Annotated in this window: 11 protein-coding genes; 1 reads left to right on the top strand and 10 read right to left on the bottom strand. The window is 57.0% G+C overall.

From position 1 onward, the window contains the following. Window positions 1-58: 58 nt before the first annotated feature. The 10 genes from U4012_RS06035 to U4012_RS05990 all read right to left on the bottom strand — a co-directional run bounded on the left by U4012_RS06035 (window position 59) and on the right by U4012_RS05990 (window position 17,385). Window positions 59-1,447: a BNR repeat-containing protein gene (locus U4012_RS06035; RefSeq protein ID WP_321796947.1), complete on the bottom strand. Its 1,389-nt coding sequence runs from the start codon at window positions 1,445-1,447 to the stop codon at window positions 59-61. A 105-nt stretch (window positions 1,448-1,552) separates the two neighbouring features. Then, on the bottom strand, window positions 1,553-6,973 hold the full coding sequence (locus U4012_RS06030) for a glycoside hydrolase family 99-like domain-containing protein (protein WP_321796945.1): 5,421 nt from the start codon (window positions 6,971-6,973) through the stop codon (window positions 1,553-1,555). A 2-nt stretch (window positions 6,974-6,975) separates the two neighbouring features. Further along, window positions 6,976-8,823 (bottom strand): BNR repeat-containing protein, encoded by a 1,848-nt coding sequence (locus U4012_RS06025; protein WP_321796943.1) that lies wholly within the window; start codon window positions 8,821-8,823, stop codon window positions 6,976-6,978. Continuing rightward, window positions 8,820-11,174, bottom strand: coding sequence for a hypothetical protein (locus U4012_RS06020; protein WP_321796941.1), 2,355 nt, complete (start codon window positions 11,172-11,174; stop codon window positions 8,820-8,822). Before U4012_RS06020 ends, U4012_RS06025 begins: the two co-directional genes overlap by 4 nt. Further along, window positions 11,174-12,439: a UDP-N-acetyl-D-mannosamine dehydrogenase gene (gene wecC / locus U4012_RS06015; protein WP_321796939.1), complete on the bottom strand. Its 1,266-nt coding sequence runs from the start codon at window positions 12,437-12,439 to the stop codon at window positions 11,174-11,176. Before wecC ends, U4012_RS06020 begins: the two co-directional genes overlap by 1 nt. After that, window positions 12,436-13,554 carry a non-hydrolyzing UDP-N-acetylglucosamine 2-epimerase gene (gene wecB / locus U4012_RS06010; RefSeq protein ID WP_124668532.1) on the bottom strand — a complete coding sequence of 373 codons (1,119 nt, stop codon included), beginning with the start codon at window positions 13,552-13,554 and terminating at the stop codon, window positions 12,436-12,438. The genes wecC and wecB overlap by 4 nt, the downstream gene beginning before the upstream one ends. Window positions 13,555-13,568: 14 nt before the next feature. Continuing rightward, a complete protein-coding gene (locus U4012_RS06005; RefSeq protein WP_321796936.1) occupies window positions 13,569-14,741 on the bottom strand; it encodes a chain-length determining protein in 1,173 nt (390 codons plus the stop codon). After that, the gene (locus U4012_RS06000; protein ID WP_124668533.1) at window positions 14,738-15,400 is read right to left on the bottom strand and encodes an ABC transporter ATP-binding protein; all 663 of its coding nucleotides are present in this window, start codon (window positions 15,398-15,400) and stop codon (window positions 14,738-14,740) included. The genes U4012_RS06005 and U4012_RS06000 overlap by 4 nt, the downstream gene beginning before the upstream one ends. Then, window positions 15,397-16,212, bottom strand: coding sequence for an ABC transporter permease (locus tag U4012_RS05995; RefSeq protein WP_124668534.1), 816 nt, complete (start codon window positions 16,210-16,212; stop codon window positions 15,397-15,399). Before U4012_RS05995 ends, U4012_RS06000 begins: the two co-directional genes overlap by 4 nt. A gap of 6 nt (window positions 16,213-16,218) precedes the next feature. Further along, window positions 16,219-17,385 carry a polysaccharide biosynthesis/export family protein gene (locus U4012_RS05990; protein WP_124668535.1) on the bottom strand — a complete coding sequence of 389 codons (1,167 nt, stop codon included), beginning with the start codon at window positions 17,383-17,385 and terminating at the stop codon, window positions 16,219-16,221. A gap of 714 nt (window positions 17,386-18,099) precedes the next feature. Between U4012_RS05990 and U4012_RS05985 the strand changes: the two genes are divergently transcribed. Next, window positions 18,100-18,912 (top strand): mechanosensitive ion channel family protein, encoded by an 813-nt coding sequence (locus tag U4012_RS05985; protein ID WP_321796933.1) that lies wholly within the window; start codon window positions 18,100-18,102, stop codon window positions 18,910-18,912. Window positions 18,913-19,001: the final 89 nt, after the last annotated feature.

The raw sequence follows: 19,001 nt of genomic DNA, 5'->3' as shown, positions 1-19,001 counted from the left end.
GCCACGGGCCGACACCTACCCACCGCCGCGAAACCCGCGGCAGGTCAAGGCTCCATCATCAGGGCGACTTGCGATCCGTATGCAAGATCAAATCCGAAGTGAAATCACACGGAACAGCCGAGTTGTCGCAATTGCGCGGCTTGTCCCTGTTATCCGCAGGCAAACTGAACCACGTAACGACATGCCCCTCCTTCGACTCATTGGCCGCCATATTCTCGAATCTCACCGTCTGGACGTTAGGTACTGCGCCTTTAGGTGCCTGAACCTTCTTTACGGCCGGAGACGGACTCCACACACTGGGAGAAAGAGCCTCCGCCACCTTCATCGATCCGTCGTCGTAGACAAATGTCTTCGCACCGATTTCCGGCTGACTCACCTGCTCGATCAGGTGACCATCACTCACCTTGACGCCCGAGAAATTGATTTCACCCTTGATGGTGCCGCCACCTCTCGGATCCCAACGATAGGTCCATTGCGTTGCTGGCGCCGTCTTCCAGATTCCGTTTTCAAGACGAGCATGGAACAGTTGCGTCGCTCCTTTGGAATCGAATTTCAAGTAAGAAATAACCGGTCGGCCGGCTTCATCGAACCCCAGCCGGATATTGTTCAGCAGACCGCTTTTTTCCGGGATCTCATCCACGACTTCAGCCGTCCTTGGTGTAATCGGCAAAGGAATGACGTCGCCCGCACTGTTTTGCCACGTCTTAAGGTCACGACTCTTCGCGTAATTCACGTTGAAGTTCGTCTCGACGAAGTAATTTTCCCGCCAGACCCACGCAACATGGAAGAACCCATCCGGCCCGCGAACGTAATTCGTGTGGTACGCATTCACTGGTTTCTTCTCGGAAGTCGGAGCAAAAATTGGACGATTTGTCCAGCGGACCCACCCGGAGTTGTCGAGCCGGTTGATGAATTCCTCGCCGTCTCCGCTATGTCCGGAGCGGTACGAAAACCCGAGCGCCCCATCCATGAACCGGAAGAAATAGGGATACGTCGCTTGTGCCTCGTCTGATCCGATCATCGGTCGAACTGCTTCCAGTCCCGCCAGTTTGTCCGGAGCGTCCATCCGTGCATATACGAGCGGAGAAGCGTGCATATTCCCGGAAACATGAAGTCGATTCGACTTGTCGAGCGCAATGACAATCGAGTTGTGGGCGTCCCATCCGACAAAGCGCGATCCAACGCGCGTCTTCTCGACCTCCCCAGTGCACTTGTTTATCTGTGCAACCGACAGCCATCGATCCGCGTCGTAGTACGACACATAAACAAATTTCTTATCTTCCAGCGCATCGAATTTGACTCGCGAAGCGCCCCACACTCGATCGATCTTCAGATCCGGAGAAATACCCACGCACTTCGCATCCGTTGCGTCAGCCGCCCACGATACTGAAGATGCCGTGACACTCAGCAAGACCAGCAACCGAACAGCAACCTTCTTCGTTTCCAAGGGCACCTCCTCTCCAAATCATCCCAAATCTCACCGCGCCAGGAACCCACCTAAAGCGGCGACCGCGCCTCACCACAAGTTTCGTCGGCGATCGCCGCCGCAGACTCAGCCGTTCACTACCGATCCGGCCGCTTCACGTACGCGCCCCATCTCGGCGCCTGCAAAGGCCGCTTTAACCAGTCCTGCGTATTCCGGATATCGTCGGGTCACCACATCCACGCCCGCCTTGACTAACGCAGTCTTTTCTCCCTTGAAGCTGGCCGTTCGAATGTGATAGACGAACGACCAAGGAGAAATCAGGTTGCGCCAACCAGCCTTATAGGCGCGCATGCAGAAGTCGTTCTCCTCTCCGTAGCCTCGAGGGAAACCCTCTTCGTCAAATGACCCGCATTCGTCAATGAGCGCTCGGCGAATGTACATGCAGAATCCCGAACCGGTGGGCACCTCCGGCGGAACACATGCCTGTGTTGCCTGTGTCACAAGGAGCGCATATTCGTCATGACTCAGATGCGACGGACGCGGACAGTGTTCATTGAACTTAGGGAATGAAAACGCGCCTGCGTTATCACTCATTGCGGTAACGGTTGCTACCTTCTCGCGACTATAGGCGACAGCCCGCAACCCTTCGAGCCAGCGCGGCGTTACAACCGTATCCGAGTTCAGCAATACGACGTCATTGTCACCCGCCTCGCGAATCCCGCGATTTATCGTCTTGGTATAGCCGATATTGACGTCATTCTTGAGGATGAGGACACCCGGCACACCCTCGAACTCTTCAAGCATCGGCGTGATGCCCGGATCAGGGCTGCCGTCGTCGATCACGATCAGCCGATCCCTGGTCAGATCGGTATGTTGCAGCACCGATCGCAGGCAGTCGCGAACTGCAGTGACTGCGTTATAGACGGGCACGATCACGGTCGTCGGCGGTGCATAACCGATCGCTCGTGCCGCGACAACGGCAGGTGCATTGTCACTCGGGAGCAAACCTTTCCGACCGAGAATCTTTGCATAGCCATCCGAAAGCGCGGCCTTCAGATTGTCTTGCGTGAAATGCTGCTCGACAAACAATCGACCAGCCTGCCCCATTTCCGAAACAAGCGTGTCGTCTTCGCAAAAGCGCAGCACCGCGTCCACGACTCCGTCGATATCGCGGTAAGGCACAAGAAAGCCAGTCTTCCCGTGCTGCACCAGTTCGCCCAGTGCACCCCAGTCATAGGCAATAACCGGGCGGCGTGCAGCCATGCCCTCGGCGACCGTACGGCCGAAGCTCTCGGCAAAGTGCGAGAGATTGAGAAGCACGTTCAATTCCGACATCGCCTTGCGCGGATGCTCGGCATAGCCGGCAATGATCAGGTTATCAGGACGTGCGCCCGACTCGACCTCTTCCTGCCACTTTTTGACCTGGGCATTCACCGGGCCGACCACCACAAAGCGGGCTCGCGGTGTGAGTACCGCAGCTCGTCGCGCCACCTCGACGAAATCCTCCACGCCCTTCTTAGGGATATTCGAACTGACGATGCCAAACTTGATCGTGTTACCGAACTTGTTCCCCAGTTCGAAATCACTCAGCGTCACCGCATTGGGTACGTAAAGCGTCTTCCCCGGACGCGAAAACAACTGAGTCGTGGCGCGACTATTTCCAATCACCCAGTCCGAACGTTCGAATACACGCCCAATGATTTCGCTGATCGTCAGTCCAAGTTGTTCACGCAACGGATCGTCAAGCGAAATCAGCTCGCGCGAATGAACGACCCGCGTCCTGCCCATGCGCGTCGCAGCCTCCAACGGCTCAAGCAGCACGATGGTGTTCGCATGCACAACATCGACCGCGTGACGCGCGATGATATCTGCAAACGTCACCGTCAACCAAGCCTTGCTGTCCCGGTTGTTTTTCCACTGCGGATAGGGGAAGCAATATACACCTAGGCTGCGCTCGCATATTTCGCGGATATAAGCCTTGTTTCCGCCAGACGGCAGCGTCATCACAACATTGACGGATTGCTCGGCGAACGCGCACAGCACATCCAGGAGACTCCGCTCGCCGCCGAACAGATGATGGCCCGAAATGTGCGCGCAGAGCATCACGGTCGGCCAATCAGGATTCGGTTGCCTCTGCCCTTCATGCCAGACAATCGAAGGCAGCGGCTTCCCATCCGTGATGGCGTCCTTCGAATCCGAAAGCGAATTTCCCGGCAGCACGGGTACATCCGTTTCTCTCGGATAAGAAGCGATCCCTGCAGGCAATACCTGGGGCGTGATACCCGCGACAGACTGAGTGGCCGAAGCAAAGGCCTTCAGATAGGAGCGCCCCCAACGCTGGTCGGGTTCAAGATACGTACCCTCCGCCCACTCGTTCCACGCGTTGATGAAGACGAGCGACTCGTTCCCTTGATTGAAACGCTGCTCCTGCTCGAGGATGTTCTTCATCCAGCGACGGAAGCCATATGGCGTCGCTCCGTGGAACACGCGCGCATCGGTCAAGCGGCGAGCAGTATTGTCCCAGCCCAGCATGGTTCCTCGGTGCACCGGCCACGAATAGCCATCGTCAAATTTCGCGACATCGCCCTCCACCACTGCAGAGTAATCGAAGATCTGACCGCCAAAGTTCTTGTGCAGGTCATGCACCTTGTCACGCAAGTCCACGCGCTCCGCTTCGTGAGGCGGAAACAGCACATAGCTATCGAGCTGGTAATCCTCCGGAGAACCTTGCAACGTTTCGAGCCCGAATCGAACGGCGCACAGGTGAATCTCGCCCAGCCCCGCCTTGCGGCACTCCTCTCGCCACGCAGCGGCAGTTTCCAGCCAGTTCGGGATAATCGAAATTCGATACACCATCATGACCGGCTTGCCGTTGTAACGAATCCATCGGGGATCCCTCATCATCGGGATCAATTCCCGAATCAACGCGACATTGCTCTCGAGCGTATAGGTCTGCTCCATCAGCACGTGGCGGTTCTGGCCATCCCAGTTCCGCGACCAGTTTTCGTTGGCCCAGCAAACGCAGAAACCCGTATCGACGTTCTTGGATCGAGCCATCTGCTCAATCGGATGATTCAGCAACTTCTTGCCATCGAACCAGTAGTAGTAGTAGCAGAACCCGTGAATGCCGAATTCGCTGGCCAGTTTAGCCTGCGCGATCTGTGTCTCTTCGAGACGCAGATCGTAGTATCCGAGTTCGGTCGGCACTCGCGGCTGATAGTGGCCTCTGAACAACTGTCGAGCGCGTGTGACGTTAGTCCACTCCGTAAACCCTTTCCCCCACCACAAATCGTTTTCCGGGATCGGGTGAAACTGCGGAAGATAGAACGCGATCGTCTTCAACGTCCGAGGACGAGCAGGTTGAACGGGCTGTGCCCCTCTGTCCGCTTCAGATTGGACAACCAGATTCCCGAGTTTTGCCAGCACGGACAATACGCTCAGAACGGTCGGACGTCCCGGAAACCCGTTGGTTGCATTCTTGTCGCCAACCAGTTCACTCGGCCAAAGCGCGGAAGCCAATCCTCTCAGCAGCAAAGGTTTGAGCCATACTTCGGCTCCAACTGGCACCGCGATCGTCTCGTCGGAAAGGCTCAGCCCCATGCGCGACAGTGCAATCTTTACACCATCGATCACGCGATGATTGCCGCCCTCCTTGGAAAGCGAAACGAACCGCTTTGCGCGCATGCCCCAGCCTGAATCCGCGGTAAATTCGGCCGCCCGGCTCGCGACATCCGAAAGCTCGTCGTCGCCCTCGCCGGGTGTCAGCCACAGAACAGCCTGGTAGTCATCGAATACGTTCGATCCGGCCAGTCGCAGAAAATGCTCGGCGTTCCCGTCACCATCGCCGTCACCCACGATTGTCACGGATGCCGTCAGGTTGCCGAAATTTACGTGCTCGACATCGGAGAACCCTAGCACAAACAAGTCGTGTCGCTGGCCCAAGGCCGGAAGCATCCTTCTCACACGCTCCCATGCTTCGTCGTTCATCACGTTTGCCACAACGGCGATCGGGGCCATCGGACGCAGTCCGCGCAACATGAACGCGTCCTTTCCCAACCTAAACTGCGGCTGGTCACTCCGATGGGTAACGTTCGACTTCGTGACGACGTCATTGGCCCCTCGGTCCGGCCGAATCGCTTCGACGGTGGTTTCGCGCTCACGCCCTTGATTGATCAAGTGGCCAAAGAGCCGAACGATTTCAGCGTCGTTCGAGCAACGAAGATCCGTCACCCAGTTGCGGAGCTCGTCAGCGTTCACCCCCACCGACAGGACGTCGTGAAACAGCGTGCTGCGGTGGTTGCCCTGCGGCCGGTTTCCATCGACAGCACTCAACACCGCGCCCAGCGCGTGCGTCAGCTTGTCCATCGAAACCATCGAAACGTCGTCATACTCGAACAGATCGGCCATTGCCGGCGAGTCACACGCCAGCACGGGGACACCCATCCCGACGGCATCGGTAAGCTTCGCCGGAACCTGAAACTGCGCGACCATTCCCCCGTCGTGTAGAAAGACACAAACGTCAGCCATCGAGACGACTGCGGGAATTTCGGCGAATGGCTTGTTGGCAATGAATGCCGTCTGGCAACCACGAACCTGCTCGAGCGTCTCCTTCAGCGACTGATCCGGGAAGTCTCCGACGATCGCGAACAGGACATCATTCCGCCCGAGCGCGGCAATTGCTTCGGCTGTCTCGACCAGCCCCTTGTGCGGCCGGGGAGTACCGAAGAACAGGACAATTTTCTTGTCCGCAGGCAGCCCGTATTTTTTTCGGCTCTTCGCCTTCAACTCCGGCGAAGGAGCAAAGGCATTTTCGTCGCGAGCGTGACGAACGATCAGACCTCCATATCGATTCTGCAGCGCCGGGTTCGAAACGGTAACCCCGTCGAACAGACTCACCATGCCGACAGCAATCCGCGTCCAGTCCTGCCCGGTCAGATTCAACTTAGGAAGCTGCTGATGCTTGGCCACGTACTCCGCGATGCCGATAGGCGACTCTGCCTGGACAAATGCCAACTCCTCGTCGTCGATGTCCATCAATACCTTCGCATCCCAGATCAGCTTGTAGAGCGCTCCAAACAAGACATTGGGGCCGCGCGGCTTCGAGAGATGCACGATATCGTAGGGATGCGCGACGACCAGTTCGATGGCCTGCTCGACAAATCGCGTCTCGTCCTCGACCAGGATGGCGTGCTTCGCAATTTCGGTTTCCTGGATCGGCCCCCAGATCTCTCGCCCGAACTTTGGAAAGAGGCTGCCGATGATCTCGACGTCGGCAAATCGCTCATACAGCATCGCCAACGTGTAGGCTCGCCCGGCCGAATTGTGTGCGAGCTCCCAGCTGCAGACACCGACTCGCGGTCTGCCCGCCTCATCGCGACTTTTTCGGTATCTTTGCTTCGCAAGAGCGAGGTTCGCCGATGCAATCCGGGCAAGCCCGGGCGTGGTGATCAAAACCTCGGCATATTTCCGAATAGCTTCTTCGTACTTCCCCGAACGCATGTATTCGTTGCCAAGTGCGAGTGGCGTTTTCATATTCTTGTTCATCATATTTAGTTATTCGTGAATTTGATGTCCAACAACGTGACTGCAGCGTTCACAACTTGGCAATCAAGGTCATGCGCTGGTTGTTCGTTACGCTGCAACAACAGGCTGAGAACACTCTCATTTTCCCAGCGAGTTCGATCGATGATTGGCTCGGCAAAGCCGAAACCCTCATCCAGAATGAATCGTGTGTGTTTTTCCGACCAAAGGTAGTCAGGTGCCGCAAGCATAGTCACCGCCATTCGATCGCGACTATGATCTCCGCGAGTGATGACGTATACGTTGTCGAACCGATCGACAACGACTTCCGGGCGACTAATTGGAATTTGCAGCGTCCCCTTCCCTCGCAACACAAAAGGCTGAGTGCGCGCTGAAATGATCTGATGCCGCCACTGCGCACCATCGAAGTACAAATGCTGATACTGAGGAATTCCACCCGAATCGTCCGCATAGAAAACAATATGCGGACGATTTCGGCTGTCCAGTGCCATGCTGCACTGGTTGATCAGATTACTTCCAGGCGAGACTGGAAAAATGATTTCGGCATTTACCTGAGTGATCGGAAGTTGATAGCCTCGCCCCTTTGATGTCTGCCAGCTGACGCCGTTATCGAATGAACATGCGTATCCGATATTCACGTTGTTGATGAGATCTTCCTCACCGAGCGTATGCGTGCGCCACACGAAGCTGAGGTGCAGACTTCCGTCGCTACCGATGGCAGGATGGTTCCAGTAGGCGTTGCTCGTCCATGGCTTCGACTCACTGCCGCTCAGAATCGGCAAGGGGCGATCCGCCCAACTCTCGGTCTCTTCGTCATAAACCTTGACGCGAGCGTTTCCGCTATCGTGCACGCCGTCACGATAGAGCAAGACCAGTGGAAACCCGTGATGCGGCTGAACGAAGGTTGGATAGGTCACCCGTTCCTCGGACGTCCCCGTCATCGGAAGCTCATCCGTCCACCCGTTGATATCGTTGGCCCTGATGCTTCGGCGATAGCGCAATCGCGTAGCATGATGTCCGTAACACAGGTGGACATGCCCCCTCCGGTCGACGCCAAGGCTAATACTGTTGTGCGCATCATTCAGGTCGTACGCACCTTCAATATCATGGCTCTCGATAACTTCCGTCTTCAGATTGCGCTGAACAATGCGCAGCCTGCGTGAATCGACATAGAACGCGGTAGTCTGCCAGTCGAGATGGGTCAGGATTCCGTGATGTCGGAAAATGACGGTATTGATGGTATTACCCGCCCATGCCTCACCGAGATGGTGCTTTGATAGCGTGACGACTTCGAATGCGGAACTTGCACGAGGAAGTTCGCGCAGTGCAGCGCTTGCGTCACTGGCGAGATACGTGGACGTCATGCCAAGCTCCTGGCACTGTTGACTGACTCGCGCTTTGGTCAGCAGCACCTTGTCCGATCCAGGTGCACCGACCCTGATAGACGATTCGAAATGCTTCAATGCCCGAGGTAAACTTCCTGCGACGACAGCGGCACGCCCCAGGCTGTTATGAACACCAGCGACGAGAATCTGACAAAGATGACGCTCGCTGACGCCCCAGTCCCGAGCCAGTCGTACATACAGCTTCGCCTCGGCGAACCTTCCCAGCTGCAGACGCCCCGATGCCGCGAGCAACGCCAGCTTGGCACGATCGGGATGATGTTGCAGGGTGGCGCGCTCCAGCCTGGCGAGGCTTTGCCAATCGCCAAACTGCCACTGGGTACGTGCTCGTTCAAGCAAATTCTCGTCGTAAGGCACGACGGTTTGCTCGGACCGAACCTCGACAATTTCTGCCGACCGCCCACGTTGATTGGCCAGTGCCTTGTAGCGCACGTTCACCGACTTCTTTCTCATAGCTCTGGCTCTCGAAGCAGGATGTCCTTGATCAGCTCAAGCTGCGCTTCCGCTCGAATCATCTCTTCCTGCACCAGCCTCTGACGCGCCTTCAACTCCGCATCGCTCTCCTGTTGATTTTCGAGTTGTTGTTGTAACGCGTTGATTTGCTCGACGTGCTCCGCCACAAGTCGGGATGACTCGCCGTGCTGACTCATCAAGGTCGATTTCTCGCCTTCCAGTTGCGTCTTGGCCGCCTGCAGAAGTTCGATCTCTCGTTTGCGCTCGACCTCCTGCTTGACGGCGTCTTCATTCCGCGCCGCCAACGTCTGCCGCTCTCGCTCGGACACGGCATTGGCTTGCTTGAGCGCCTCGAGTTCGCGCGAACGCTCGGTCGCATGCTCGTTGGCACCTTCGAGCTGGGTGGTCAGTGCCGAGGCTTGTTGTTCCAGCTTGGCTTTGACCTGCGTCAGCAGTTCAATTTCATGATCGCGCTCGCTCACGTGTTTGACGACGTCTTCGTACTGCGCGGCCAACGTCAGATTTTCGCGTTCAAGACGTGCCCGATCCTGTGCAAGGACATCGACTTCTCGCGCGCGTTCGGCCACCTGCGCCGCAATCTCCGCTTGATGCCGCGCAGTCAGCACCCTTATTTCCAGCTCCAGTCGCGTAGCCATCTGTTCGAGATCCACGACGTGTCGTGCCTGCTCGGCCGATTGCCGGAGCGTCGCCTCGTGCTGCCGCTCGAGCGCCGCCTTCTCCTGTTCGAGCCGCATCGAGATCCGTTCCAGTGCTTCGACCTGCCTTGTTCGCTCAACCACCTGCGCGCTGATCTCGTCGTGTTGCGCCAATGCAGACAGTTTTTCCTGTTCCAGTTGAGCCCACGCCTGCTTCATGGTCTCGACTTCCTGGCTACAAGCAATCAGTTGCTCGATCACTTCCTCATGCATTGCGATTGAGGCAAGCAGTTCTTCTTCCAGTTGCGTTTTAGCCTCTGTCAGGTCGGTGACGTCCTGACAGAGTTCGCCGACATGCTCGACGTTTCTCTCATGCTGTTCGACGAGCCTGGAGCGCTCTTGCCCGAATCGCTCTTCGACCTGTTTCAGGATTTCGACTTCCTGCGTACGCTCGGTCACCTGTCTGACAGCATTTTCGTGGCGAGCCATAAGCTCGGATTTTTCACGCTCGAGGCCAGATTTTTCTCGCTCAAGGTTTGCCTTTTCTCGTTCGAGGTCTGCTTTTTTTCTTTCGAGGTTTGCCTTTTCTCGTTCGAGATCTGCTTTTTTTCTTTCAATGACTGCCTTTTCTCGTTCGAGATTAGATTTTTCTCGTTCGAGGCGCGCATTGGCCTGTTTAAGCGTATCGACTTCCTGATCTCGAACGCCCGAATGCTTCAACGCCTTTTCCTGGTGCGTTGCCAACGCGGACTTTTCCTGCCTCAATTGCGCATTGATCCGCGTCAGCTCCTCGACTTCGCGGTTACGTTCGGCAAGCAATCGCGCGCTCTCGTCACGCGCGCGAGCCAGACTGCCCAGTTGCTTCTCGAACTGGTCCCGGCGCTCGGCGAATCCGGTACGCTGCTTCGCTTCGCGTTGGCGAGCATGCTTGGCCTCATAACGCAACTGGCTGGCTTGACGAGCCTCCGAATCACTGAATTTCGTATCCGACGGCAAGATGTCCAGCAATGCTTCCGCTTCAGCGAGACTGCCAGCCTCATGAAGCCGGAAGGCGAGCCACTTTAGTCGAAAGGACTTCGGCTCCAGCGAGTATGCGCGTTGCGCTGCCTCTGCTGCGCCGGCGCGATCGCCAGTCATCAAATGTCGCCCAAGCGTCGTATAGCCATTCGCGCGCGTGACCGGTGAAATGCCGTTGCCGGCCATCAGCTTTTCCACCGCCTCGAAGCCACCCTCGTCATATGCGGCAATGACCTTCGTAAAGGCTTTCCCGCCCAGCACTTCGGGAGGCGATTGACGACGATAGCTGCGCCAGATCTTCCCGAGTGCACCGGGTACGGAGAACAGCGCCTTCGGCGAGTCGACGCCCTGAATCAAGAGATTCCCGAGCTTGATATTCAGGGCGTTTTCCCTTTCGAGCCGATGAACCTTTCTCTGCGCGCTCACCAAGGCACGCAAGCGCTGATTTTCAACCAGCGCGTTGTGAAACTCGTCATCGGTCCCGCCCGCGACCGGCACGACATTTCCCAGCGCCCCGCTCGGCCAACCTTCTTCCGCAGCTCTCTTCTGCTGATAGTGGTGTTCGAGCTCTTCCTGAACCTGGTGAAGTTGCAGTAGCAGAATCTCGTTTTCCTCTTTCATTTCATGGAGGCGAGATTCAACATTGACCCGGGTGGTAGAATTTTCTTGTTCGATCATTATTTTACGCCCTTCCAAATGCCACGAGTATCGATAAGCACCTTTCCGTCGCTCCAGCCAGGTTTTACGCTTTTGAACTCAGCGTGATCAACCAGCAAAACTAATATGTCGGCTCGAGAAATCGCCTCATCGAGCGTTGCCAGAACCAAACCCGAATTCGCCAAGCGTTCCGGCATTTCTGCGAGATTCGGCTCCACTACCATGACCTTGCCGCGGTGGCTTTCGGCCAGAATTCCGGCAATTTGCAGCGCCGGACTTTCACGCAAATCGTCGATATCCGCCTTGTAAGTAATGCCAAGGCACGCGATGCGGATATCGCCGCGCGTAGCGCCCGACCTCGTCATCTCGACAATGGCCTCGCTCACCTTGCGAATGACCCACTGGGGCTTGACATCATTGACATGGCGAGCGGCGCGAATCAATGTCGATTCATCCGGCGTGCTATCCACGATGAACCAGGGATCGACGGCGATGCAGTGCCCGCCCACGCCGCAACTGGGCTGCAGGATATTCACGCGAGGATGCCGATTTGCCAGCTTGATAAGCTCCCAGACATCGATGCCTTGCTTGTCGCAAATCATCGAAAGCTCGTTGGCAAAAGCGATGTTGACATCACGAAAGCTGTTCTCGGTCAGCTTGCACATCTCCGCAGTGCGCACGTCAGTGACAATACAATCACCTTGCACAAATGCCTTATAGAGTGCGACGGCTGCGTCGGAACAGCCGCGTGTCATGCCGCCGATCACACGATCATTCACAACCAGCTCATGAACGATTCTCCCCGGGAGAACACGTTCAGGACAGTAGGCGATACGAATATCGGACACGTCGCCCACCTGCTGCGGAAAACTAAGGTCTGGGCGCATCTCGGCCAGCCAATTGGCCAACATTTCTGTCGTGCCCACCGGCGACGTCGATTCGAGAATGACGAGGTTGCCTTTGGAAAGCACGGGAGCGATCGATCTGGCCGCCGATTCGATGCAGCTCAAATCGGGCCGGTGATCCGGTGTCAATGGCGTCGGTACGGCAATGACGAATGCATCCGCCGGCTCGGCCTGAGTCGCCGCTCTCAGATATCCGGCGCCCACCGCCGCCTGGACCAGGATGTCCAGTTCAGGCTCGACAATGTGAATATCACCACGGTTGATCGTATCGACGACATACGGCGATACATCGACGCCAATGACCCACCGCTTGCGTGAAGCGAATAGCGTTGCGGTCGGCAAGCCGATATAGCCAAGACCGATGATTGAAATGGTGTTCAACGTGTACTCACTAGAATATCGCGGATGCGTTGCGCAGCCTTGCCATCACCGTACGGATTCGCCGCTCGCGCCATCGCGGCATAGCTCGCCGGATCGTCAAGCAACCTGGTTGCCTCCGCAACGATTGTGGCTTGATCGGTTCCCACAACCTTTGCCGTACCCGCCGCAACGGCTTCCGGGCGCTCCGTCGTCTCGCGTGTCACAAGTACGGGCTTGCCCAGGGCCGGCGCTTCTTCCTGAATGCCACCGGAATCCGTGATGACCAGTGCTGCCCGGTTCATCAAGTAGACGAATGGCAGGTAATCCTGCGGTTCGATCAAGAACACGCCGGGAACATTTTCGAGAAGACGATGAACCGGTTGCTTGACCTTGGGATTAAGGTGCACCGGGAAAACTATTTCGACGTCACCCCGCTGCGCGATTTCCTGCAGCGCGAGACACACGGCCTCGTGCCCTTCGCCCAGATTTTCCCGGCGATGGCCGGTAACAAGAATCAACCGTTTTTCCGGATCGAGAAAAGCGAATCGAGTTTCCAGCGCCTTGTGCTGAGCAGCATCCTCGTGCATGCCAGCCACGGTTTCCAACAGGGCATCGACAACCGTATTGCCCGTGATGTGGATGCGATCTTCCGAGACACCCTCTCGCAAAAGATTGTCACGCGCATGCGATGTCGGAGCGAAGTGATACTTCGCCAGGACACTCGTCAGGCGGCGATTCGCTTCTTCAGGCCACGGAGCCGACAAATTCCCGGTGCGAAGACCTGCCTCCACGTGACCTACACAGATTTGCCGATAGTGTGCCGATAGCGCCGCGGCGAGCGTTGTCGACGTGTCGCCCTGTACCAGCACTAGGTCCGGACGAGCATCGCTCAACACGGAATCGAGGCCTGCCAATGCCCTGCTCGTCATGCCGAGAAGGGATTGATCGGGGGCCATGACGTCCAGATCGTAGTCGGGACGAACACGAAAGAACCCGAGCATCGAGTCGAGCATCTGCCGATGTTGCGCGGTCACGCAGACTTTCGCGTCGATCTCCGGATCTTTCTTCAGCACGTTGACCAGCGGCGCCATCTTTATCGCTTCAGGTCGCGTTCCGAGCACGATCAGGGTTCTCATTGCCATCCCCGCTCTCAATCCACGTGATCCATGATGATGCTTTCCAGCAGCTTCACCACTCCGGCCAGCGCAGCCGCAAGCAGCAACGTGACAAAGGCGTTGTAGAGCCGTCCCGGCTCCGTCGGATAGCCCGGCTTGGTCGGCGTCTGAATGATCGAGACCATTTTCAAGGTCCGCGCAGCATCCATCCGCCCCTTCTCCAATGCAGACAGGGCCGTCTTATACAGATCCTGAGCGAATCCAACCTGCATTTGCAGACGCTGGAACTCTTCGACGGTGTAGTTGAGCGTTCTTCGCGACGGAGAGGCAAGTTCGGCTCGCTTCTGGGCGATCTGTTGCTCAAGTGCATTGAGCGTGTTCCTGAGCATCACGACCGTGGGCTGATTCGGACTCAGGGACGCCGGCAGGGCCGACAACTGGGTCTGAACATCGGTTTTTTGCGCTTCGAGCTTGTCGATGATTGCGTTCAGACTCTCCACCGTCGCCTGCGGAGCGACCAGGCCTTTGCGATTCTGAAAGTCGATTACGGTATGCGTTGCATCCAGAAGCCGGTCGTGCGCCGCGGTCACTTGCCTCGACAGGAAATCGACTTGCGATTGCGCCAGTTGATGCCCAATCTGATTCATGTGGGCCTCACCCTCACGAACCATCAGCTTCACAATCGCCTGCGCCATGTCGGGATCGTATGCCTGCGCTCGAATATGTAATACCCCGCTATAGTCATCGTATTGGACGTCGATGCGCGACAGCCAGTACTGATAAAACCATTCAGTCGGCGCATTTTTGAACCACATCCGCGAAATGGGATCGCGGCGCCAATTGCTGAAATGCGAGCGCAAATCCAGGGAAGCATCTAGCTTCTTGAGCATGTCGAGTGACAACAGATATTCACGCAGTAGCAGCTGATCTGCACGGTTAGGGCCGCCGGCACCCGGCACGATTGCCGATACGTCCACGCCTGGATTGCTGATTTGATCGGTTGTCTGGATGATGACGTTCGCCTCCGATGCATAACGATCAGACGCGATCAGCAGCCAGTACGGAATGGATATCACCGCATAAATAAAAATAACTTTTATAATCAGACTAAAAATCCGGACAGAACACGCGACATCTTTGGCCTTTCGGAAAATGGCCACCAGCCGAGCGACAACGCCCCCTTTCCCGATGGATAGCTGCTTGTTCATGCAAAAATATTTTCCTTGTATGCCCGCAATGCCTCGTCGAGATCATCGAACCAGGAAGCGCGACCTTCATTAATCCAAATTCCAGACTGACAGAACTGCCGAAGCGTGCTTTCGTCATGAGAAACCATGATCACACTCGCCTGGCTTGTTTTTCCCTTGAATGCGTCAGCAGCTTTCTTTCTGAATTTTGCATCGCCAGCAGCCGTGACCTCGTCGGATATATATACGTCGAAGTCGAATGCGAGCGACAATGCAAATTGCAGACGCGATCTCATCCCCGACGAATAGGTCTGAACCGGTCTATCGAAAGCCTCGCCCAACTCTGCGAAATCCTGGATAAAGGCGAGCCGATCCCGGAGTTCGTCCTGTCGACCGTGAATCCGGCAGACAAATTTTGCGTTCTGACGTCCGGTCAACGTTCCCTCGAGCCCACCCGCCCCCATCGGCCACGACACACGACACAACCGCTCGACACGCCCCTTGGTGGGATGGTCGACGCCACCGATGATGCGCAACAACGTCGACTTTCCGGCTCCGTTCACTCCGATCAGCGCGACGCTTTGCTTTGGCGGTATCGTCATGTCGATCCCGCGCAACACCCATTTCCCGACGCCGTGTTCGGTCATGTAACGCTTATGGACGTCCTCGATACAGATCATCGCGTCACCAATTTATTAGAAAAACGACGGTAAAGCGCCAGACCCAGCAACATGGAGCCAAGAGCCCACCCGTAGAGATAAGTCAGACTGACGCCGGGTGCCGTGTGATACGAAGGCAAAAAGCCGATCCGGACCAACTCCAGACCATGTACGACTGGGTTGACCAGCAAAATGTCCCGATATGGATTGGGTATCGACATAATCGGAAACAAGGCACCTGAGATGTAATAAAGCGGCAAATAAAACAACTTGAAGATATGGTCTACTTCGGGAACGAAATTCATCGCTACCGACGTGACCAATCCGAGTCCCAGACCAAACAACCACAACCCCAGAAGGCTAGCGATTGCCAATAGTGGATCCGCCGGAAGCAAAACCGGATTAAGCAGATCGGGCGTTATCACACGCCCCGTAGCAAGTGCTGCCGCGATGATGATGATCGAGATCGGAACCATTAGAAACAGCTCCAGCACCGCTCTCACGATCGCCGCATCAAAAGGCTTTACCTGTCGGTAGACAAAGAACGCATAGTTGCAATCAATCCCGTGCAACACCTGGATCCACGTGCGCCGCCACAGCAGGAAGCCAATAAATCCCGCGATGATCCACATGGTTATCGCGATTCCACCGACTTCGTGAATCCGGAAGGTCGTATATCCGAATGCGTGTATCGCGATATAAATCACGGGTTCCATCAACAACCACAGCCACGCCGCACGCGCTTCGAACAACCGATCCAGTGCCTCGCGCAGGAACATGGCTCTCCAGACGGAGACCGTGACCTCGAACGGAGTACGCACCTTTCCCGACATCGCGCCTTACTCCAGTTCGCGGTTGAGCGTCGCCGCCGGGCTGGCGACCATCACAACGAGCGTAAGGAACTTCTTGAACTCAACCTCGGGCGAGTTCGAGACGTAAATCACGTCATGATTCTGAATCGGGAAGTTCTGTGTCACGAAGAACGCTGCTGGATCCCGCAGGTTGATCTCGTAGACCACCGGCACGGTGCCGTTGATGGCCCTGACCGCCTTGTCCTGCGCATCGACCAGCTTCGCGTCTTCGAATCGGAACACGAACACGCCGCGCGCGTCGGCACGGTTGTCGTTGAGGCCACCCGAACGCGCGAGCGCCTGGGCCAGCGAAATGCCTTGCGCTTCGAAAGGAATCTCGTCGTTCTTGCCCGTTGCGCCCAACACCGAAAAGCTCTGCGACTGGAAAAGTGCCGTCACGACATCGCCCGGCTTGAGCACGACGTTCTGGTGCGGATCACGAATGACCGAATCGAGCGGCATCGTCGCAGTGACACTGCCTCGCGAAAGTTGCACGGCCATGCGGTTGACCGACTGCTTCACGCCGCCCGCAAATGCCAGCGCATCGAGCAGACGCTCGCCCTTCGGGGTCAGCGGCATCAGCGCACTCGTGTTGACTTCGCCCACGACCGTGATGTTCGACGCATTGTTCTTGGTGACGCTGACGAGAACCTGCGGCAGGTTCGCCTTGCCCTTGAGATGGCCGACGATGCTCGACTCGATCTGCTCCGTCGTGCGCCCTTTGACCGGGATCCGCCCCGCGAACGGGATGGTGATCGTGCCGTCCGAGGCCACCATCTGGTTGGGCAGCGTGACGCTGTTGGCCGTGCTCGTCGTCATCGGCTGCGCGGGCGCCAGCGTGCTGAACAGCATCGCCGGCGGCGCCTCCCAGATCGTCACTTCGATGACGTCGCCCGGGCCGATCAGGTAGTTGTTGGTAACCGCACTCGGAAAGATGTTCGCGAATTGGCCCAGCTTCTTGCTGTCGGCAAGTTTCCGCGCCAACGTATCGTTGACGTCCACCAGTTGAATGCCTTCGATCCGTCCGCCGGTTTCCGGCACTTCCTGCACTTTCTGGCGCGACGCACCGGAAGCAGGTATCCAGTCCGGATAGGTTGCACACCCCGAAAGCGCCACAGCGGCAAGAACGGAAATTGCCAATACACTCTTTTTCATGGATCTTGAGGCCAAGACTTTTTACTATTGATTTGCAAGCGTCATTTCCCGGGCGTTCAATCAACGCATCCCCCGAACACCCGAACGCTCATTCATCAGCCGATTGACTCGATCAGGCCACCGGCGTCTCAAAAATTCTTCACTTAAATTTGCACTCTTTCGGACATTGACGACCGAAAAAGCAACAAATCCCCCCTCTGTGACAACAGAAGAAATGGTTACTGCACGTCGAATCCCGCCACGGATACCTGGCCAGTTAGCGAACGAACGTCGGAAAACCACGGAAAATAACCAACACGACGGCACACCTGCAAAGCACGTCCGGCATTGGCAGCCGGCCGATTGCGCCTGTTATCAGGGGTGTTCGACCGTCTCATGCAATCGAACTGCCCGCTCAGGTTCTCGCGACTTACAGCGCAGGGTCTCCCGACGCCGGCATTATCGCATGGAAGTCGGACACACCCGAAATCACTCTGTAAGTTATAGGATCAGTCCGCATCACGATCGACCGGTAATAAGCGGTAATTAATACGTACTGCATACCCGATTTAACAATGTTCGTGTCGTGGCAAACGGCATGCGACACGCGGATTGAAACGTTTTACATGCCGCTGCTCCGGCAGGTGCGGTGGTTGTCTCGGTCATGCAGGTCGGTTATAACCGTGCGACGAAAATCGGCCGCAGGCCATTCTTTAAACCCGCCATGGAGCCCCCATGCTGAACCTGGAATCCACCCAGCAATTCCTAATGACCCGCGGCCTCGACTTCGGCCTCAACCTCCTCGCCGCGATCGCGTTGTGGTTCATCGGCCGCTGGGCGATCCGCCTCGGCACGCGCCTGCTGGGCAAGGTGGTACGCCGCAGCGGCAAGGTCGACCCGACGCTCACCGACTACCTGACCTCCGTAGTCAGCGTGCTGCTGACGATCCTGCTGATCCTTGCGATCCTGCAGATCTTCGGTGTTCAGACCACGTCGTTCGCCGCCCTGCTCGCCGGCCTCGGCCTCGCGATCGGCACGGCCTGGGGCGGCCTGCTCGCGCACTTCGCCGCCGGCGTGTTCATGCAGGTACTGCGTCCGTTCAAGATCGGCGACGTGATCAGCGCGGGCGGCGTCACGGGCACGGTGAAGGAACTCGGCCTGTTCGGCACGACGATCATCACCGCCGACAACGTCGTGACGATCGTCGGCAACAACAAGATCTTCTCGGACAACATCGCGAACTACAGCGCGACGCCGCATCGCCGCGTGGACCTGACCGCGAAGATCGCGAACGGCGTCGACGCGGCCGATGCGATCAACCGCCTGAAGACGCAGATCCAGTTGATCCCGAACGTGATGAAGGTGCCTGCGCCGGACGTCGGCGTGCTGCAGTTCACGCCGGAAGGCCCGCTGCTGTTCGTGCGTCCGTCGACGCAGCCGGAGAACTACTGGCAGGTGTACTGCGACACCAACCGCGTGATCCTCGAGACGTTCCGCGACGCGCAATACCCGACGCCCGAAACGCCGATCTTCCATCGCACGACCTGAGGAACGGTGTCGCCAAGCGGTTCGCAGGATTCTGACTGAAGCAGCCGGCGTCAAGCAGCCGGATCGGCCGATACCGCACATCGGCAATC

Source organism: Burkholderia sp. BCC1988, assembly GCF_905339895.1.
Taxonomy (GTDB): Bacteria; Pseudomonadota; Gammaproteobacteria; order Burkholderiales; family Burkholderiaceae; genus Burkholderia.
Note: the sequence above shows the minus strand (reverse complement) of the source record. Positions and strands in the feature narration are given on the sequence as shown.

Bases quoted from the DNA above. Each gene is read 5' to 3' on its own strand.
- U4012_RS06030 (WP_321796945.1), bottom strand. From the start codon at position 6,973: ATGATGAACAAGAATATGAAAACGCCACTCGCACTTGGCAACGAATAC.
- U4012_RS06025 (WP_321796943.1), bottom strand. From the start codon at position 8,823: ATGAGAAAGAAGTCGGTGAACGTGCGCTACAAGGCACTGGCCAATCAA.
- U4012_RS06020 (WP_321796941.1), bottom strand. From the start codon at position 11,174: ATGATCGAACAAGAAAATTCTACCACCCGGGTCAATGTTGAATCTCGC.
- wecB (WP_124668532.1), bottom strand. From the start codon at position 13,554: ATGAGAACCCTGATCGTGCTCGGAACGCGACCTGAAGCGATAAAGATG.
- U4012_RS06005 (WP_321796936.1), bottom strand. From the start codon at position 14,741: ATGAACAAGCAGCTATCCATCGGGAAAGGGGGCGTTGTCGCTCGGCTG.
- U4012_RS06000 (WP_124668533.1), bottom strand. From the start codon at position 15,400: ATGATCTGTATCGAGGACGTCCATAAGCGTTACATGACCGAACACGGC.
- U4012_RS05995 (WP_124668534.1), bottom strand. From the start codon at position 16,212: ATGTCGGGAAAGGTGCGTACTCCGTTCGAGGTCACGGTCTCCGTCTGG.
- U4012_RS05990 (WP_124668535.1), bottom strand. From the start codon at position 17,385: ATGAAAAAGAGTGTATTGGCAATTTCCGTTCTTGCCGCTGTGGCGCTT.
- U4012_RS05985 (WP_321796933.1), top strand. From the start codon at position 18,100: ATGCTGAACCTGGAATCCACCCAGCAATTCCTAATGACCCGCGGCCTC.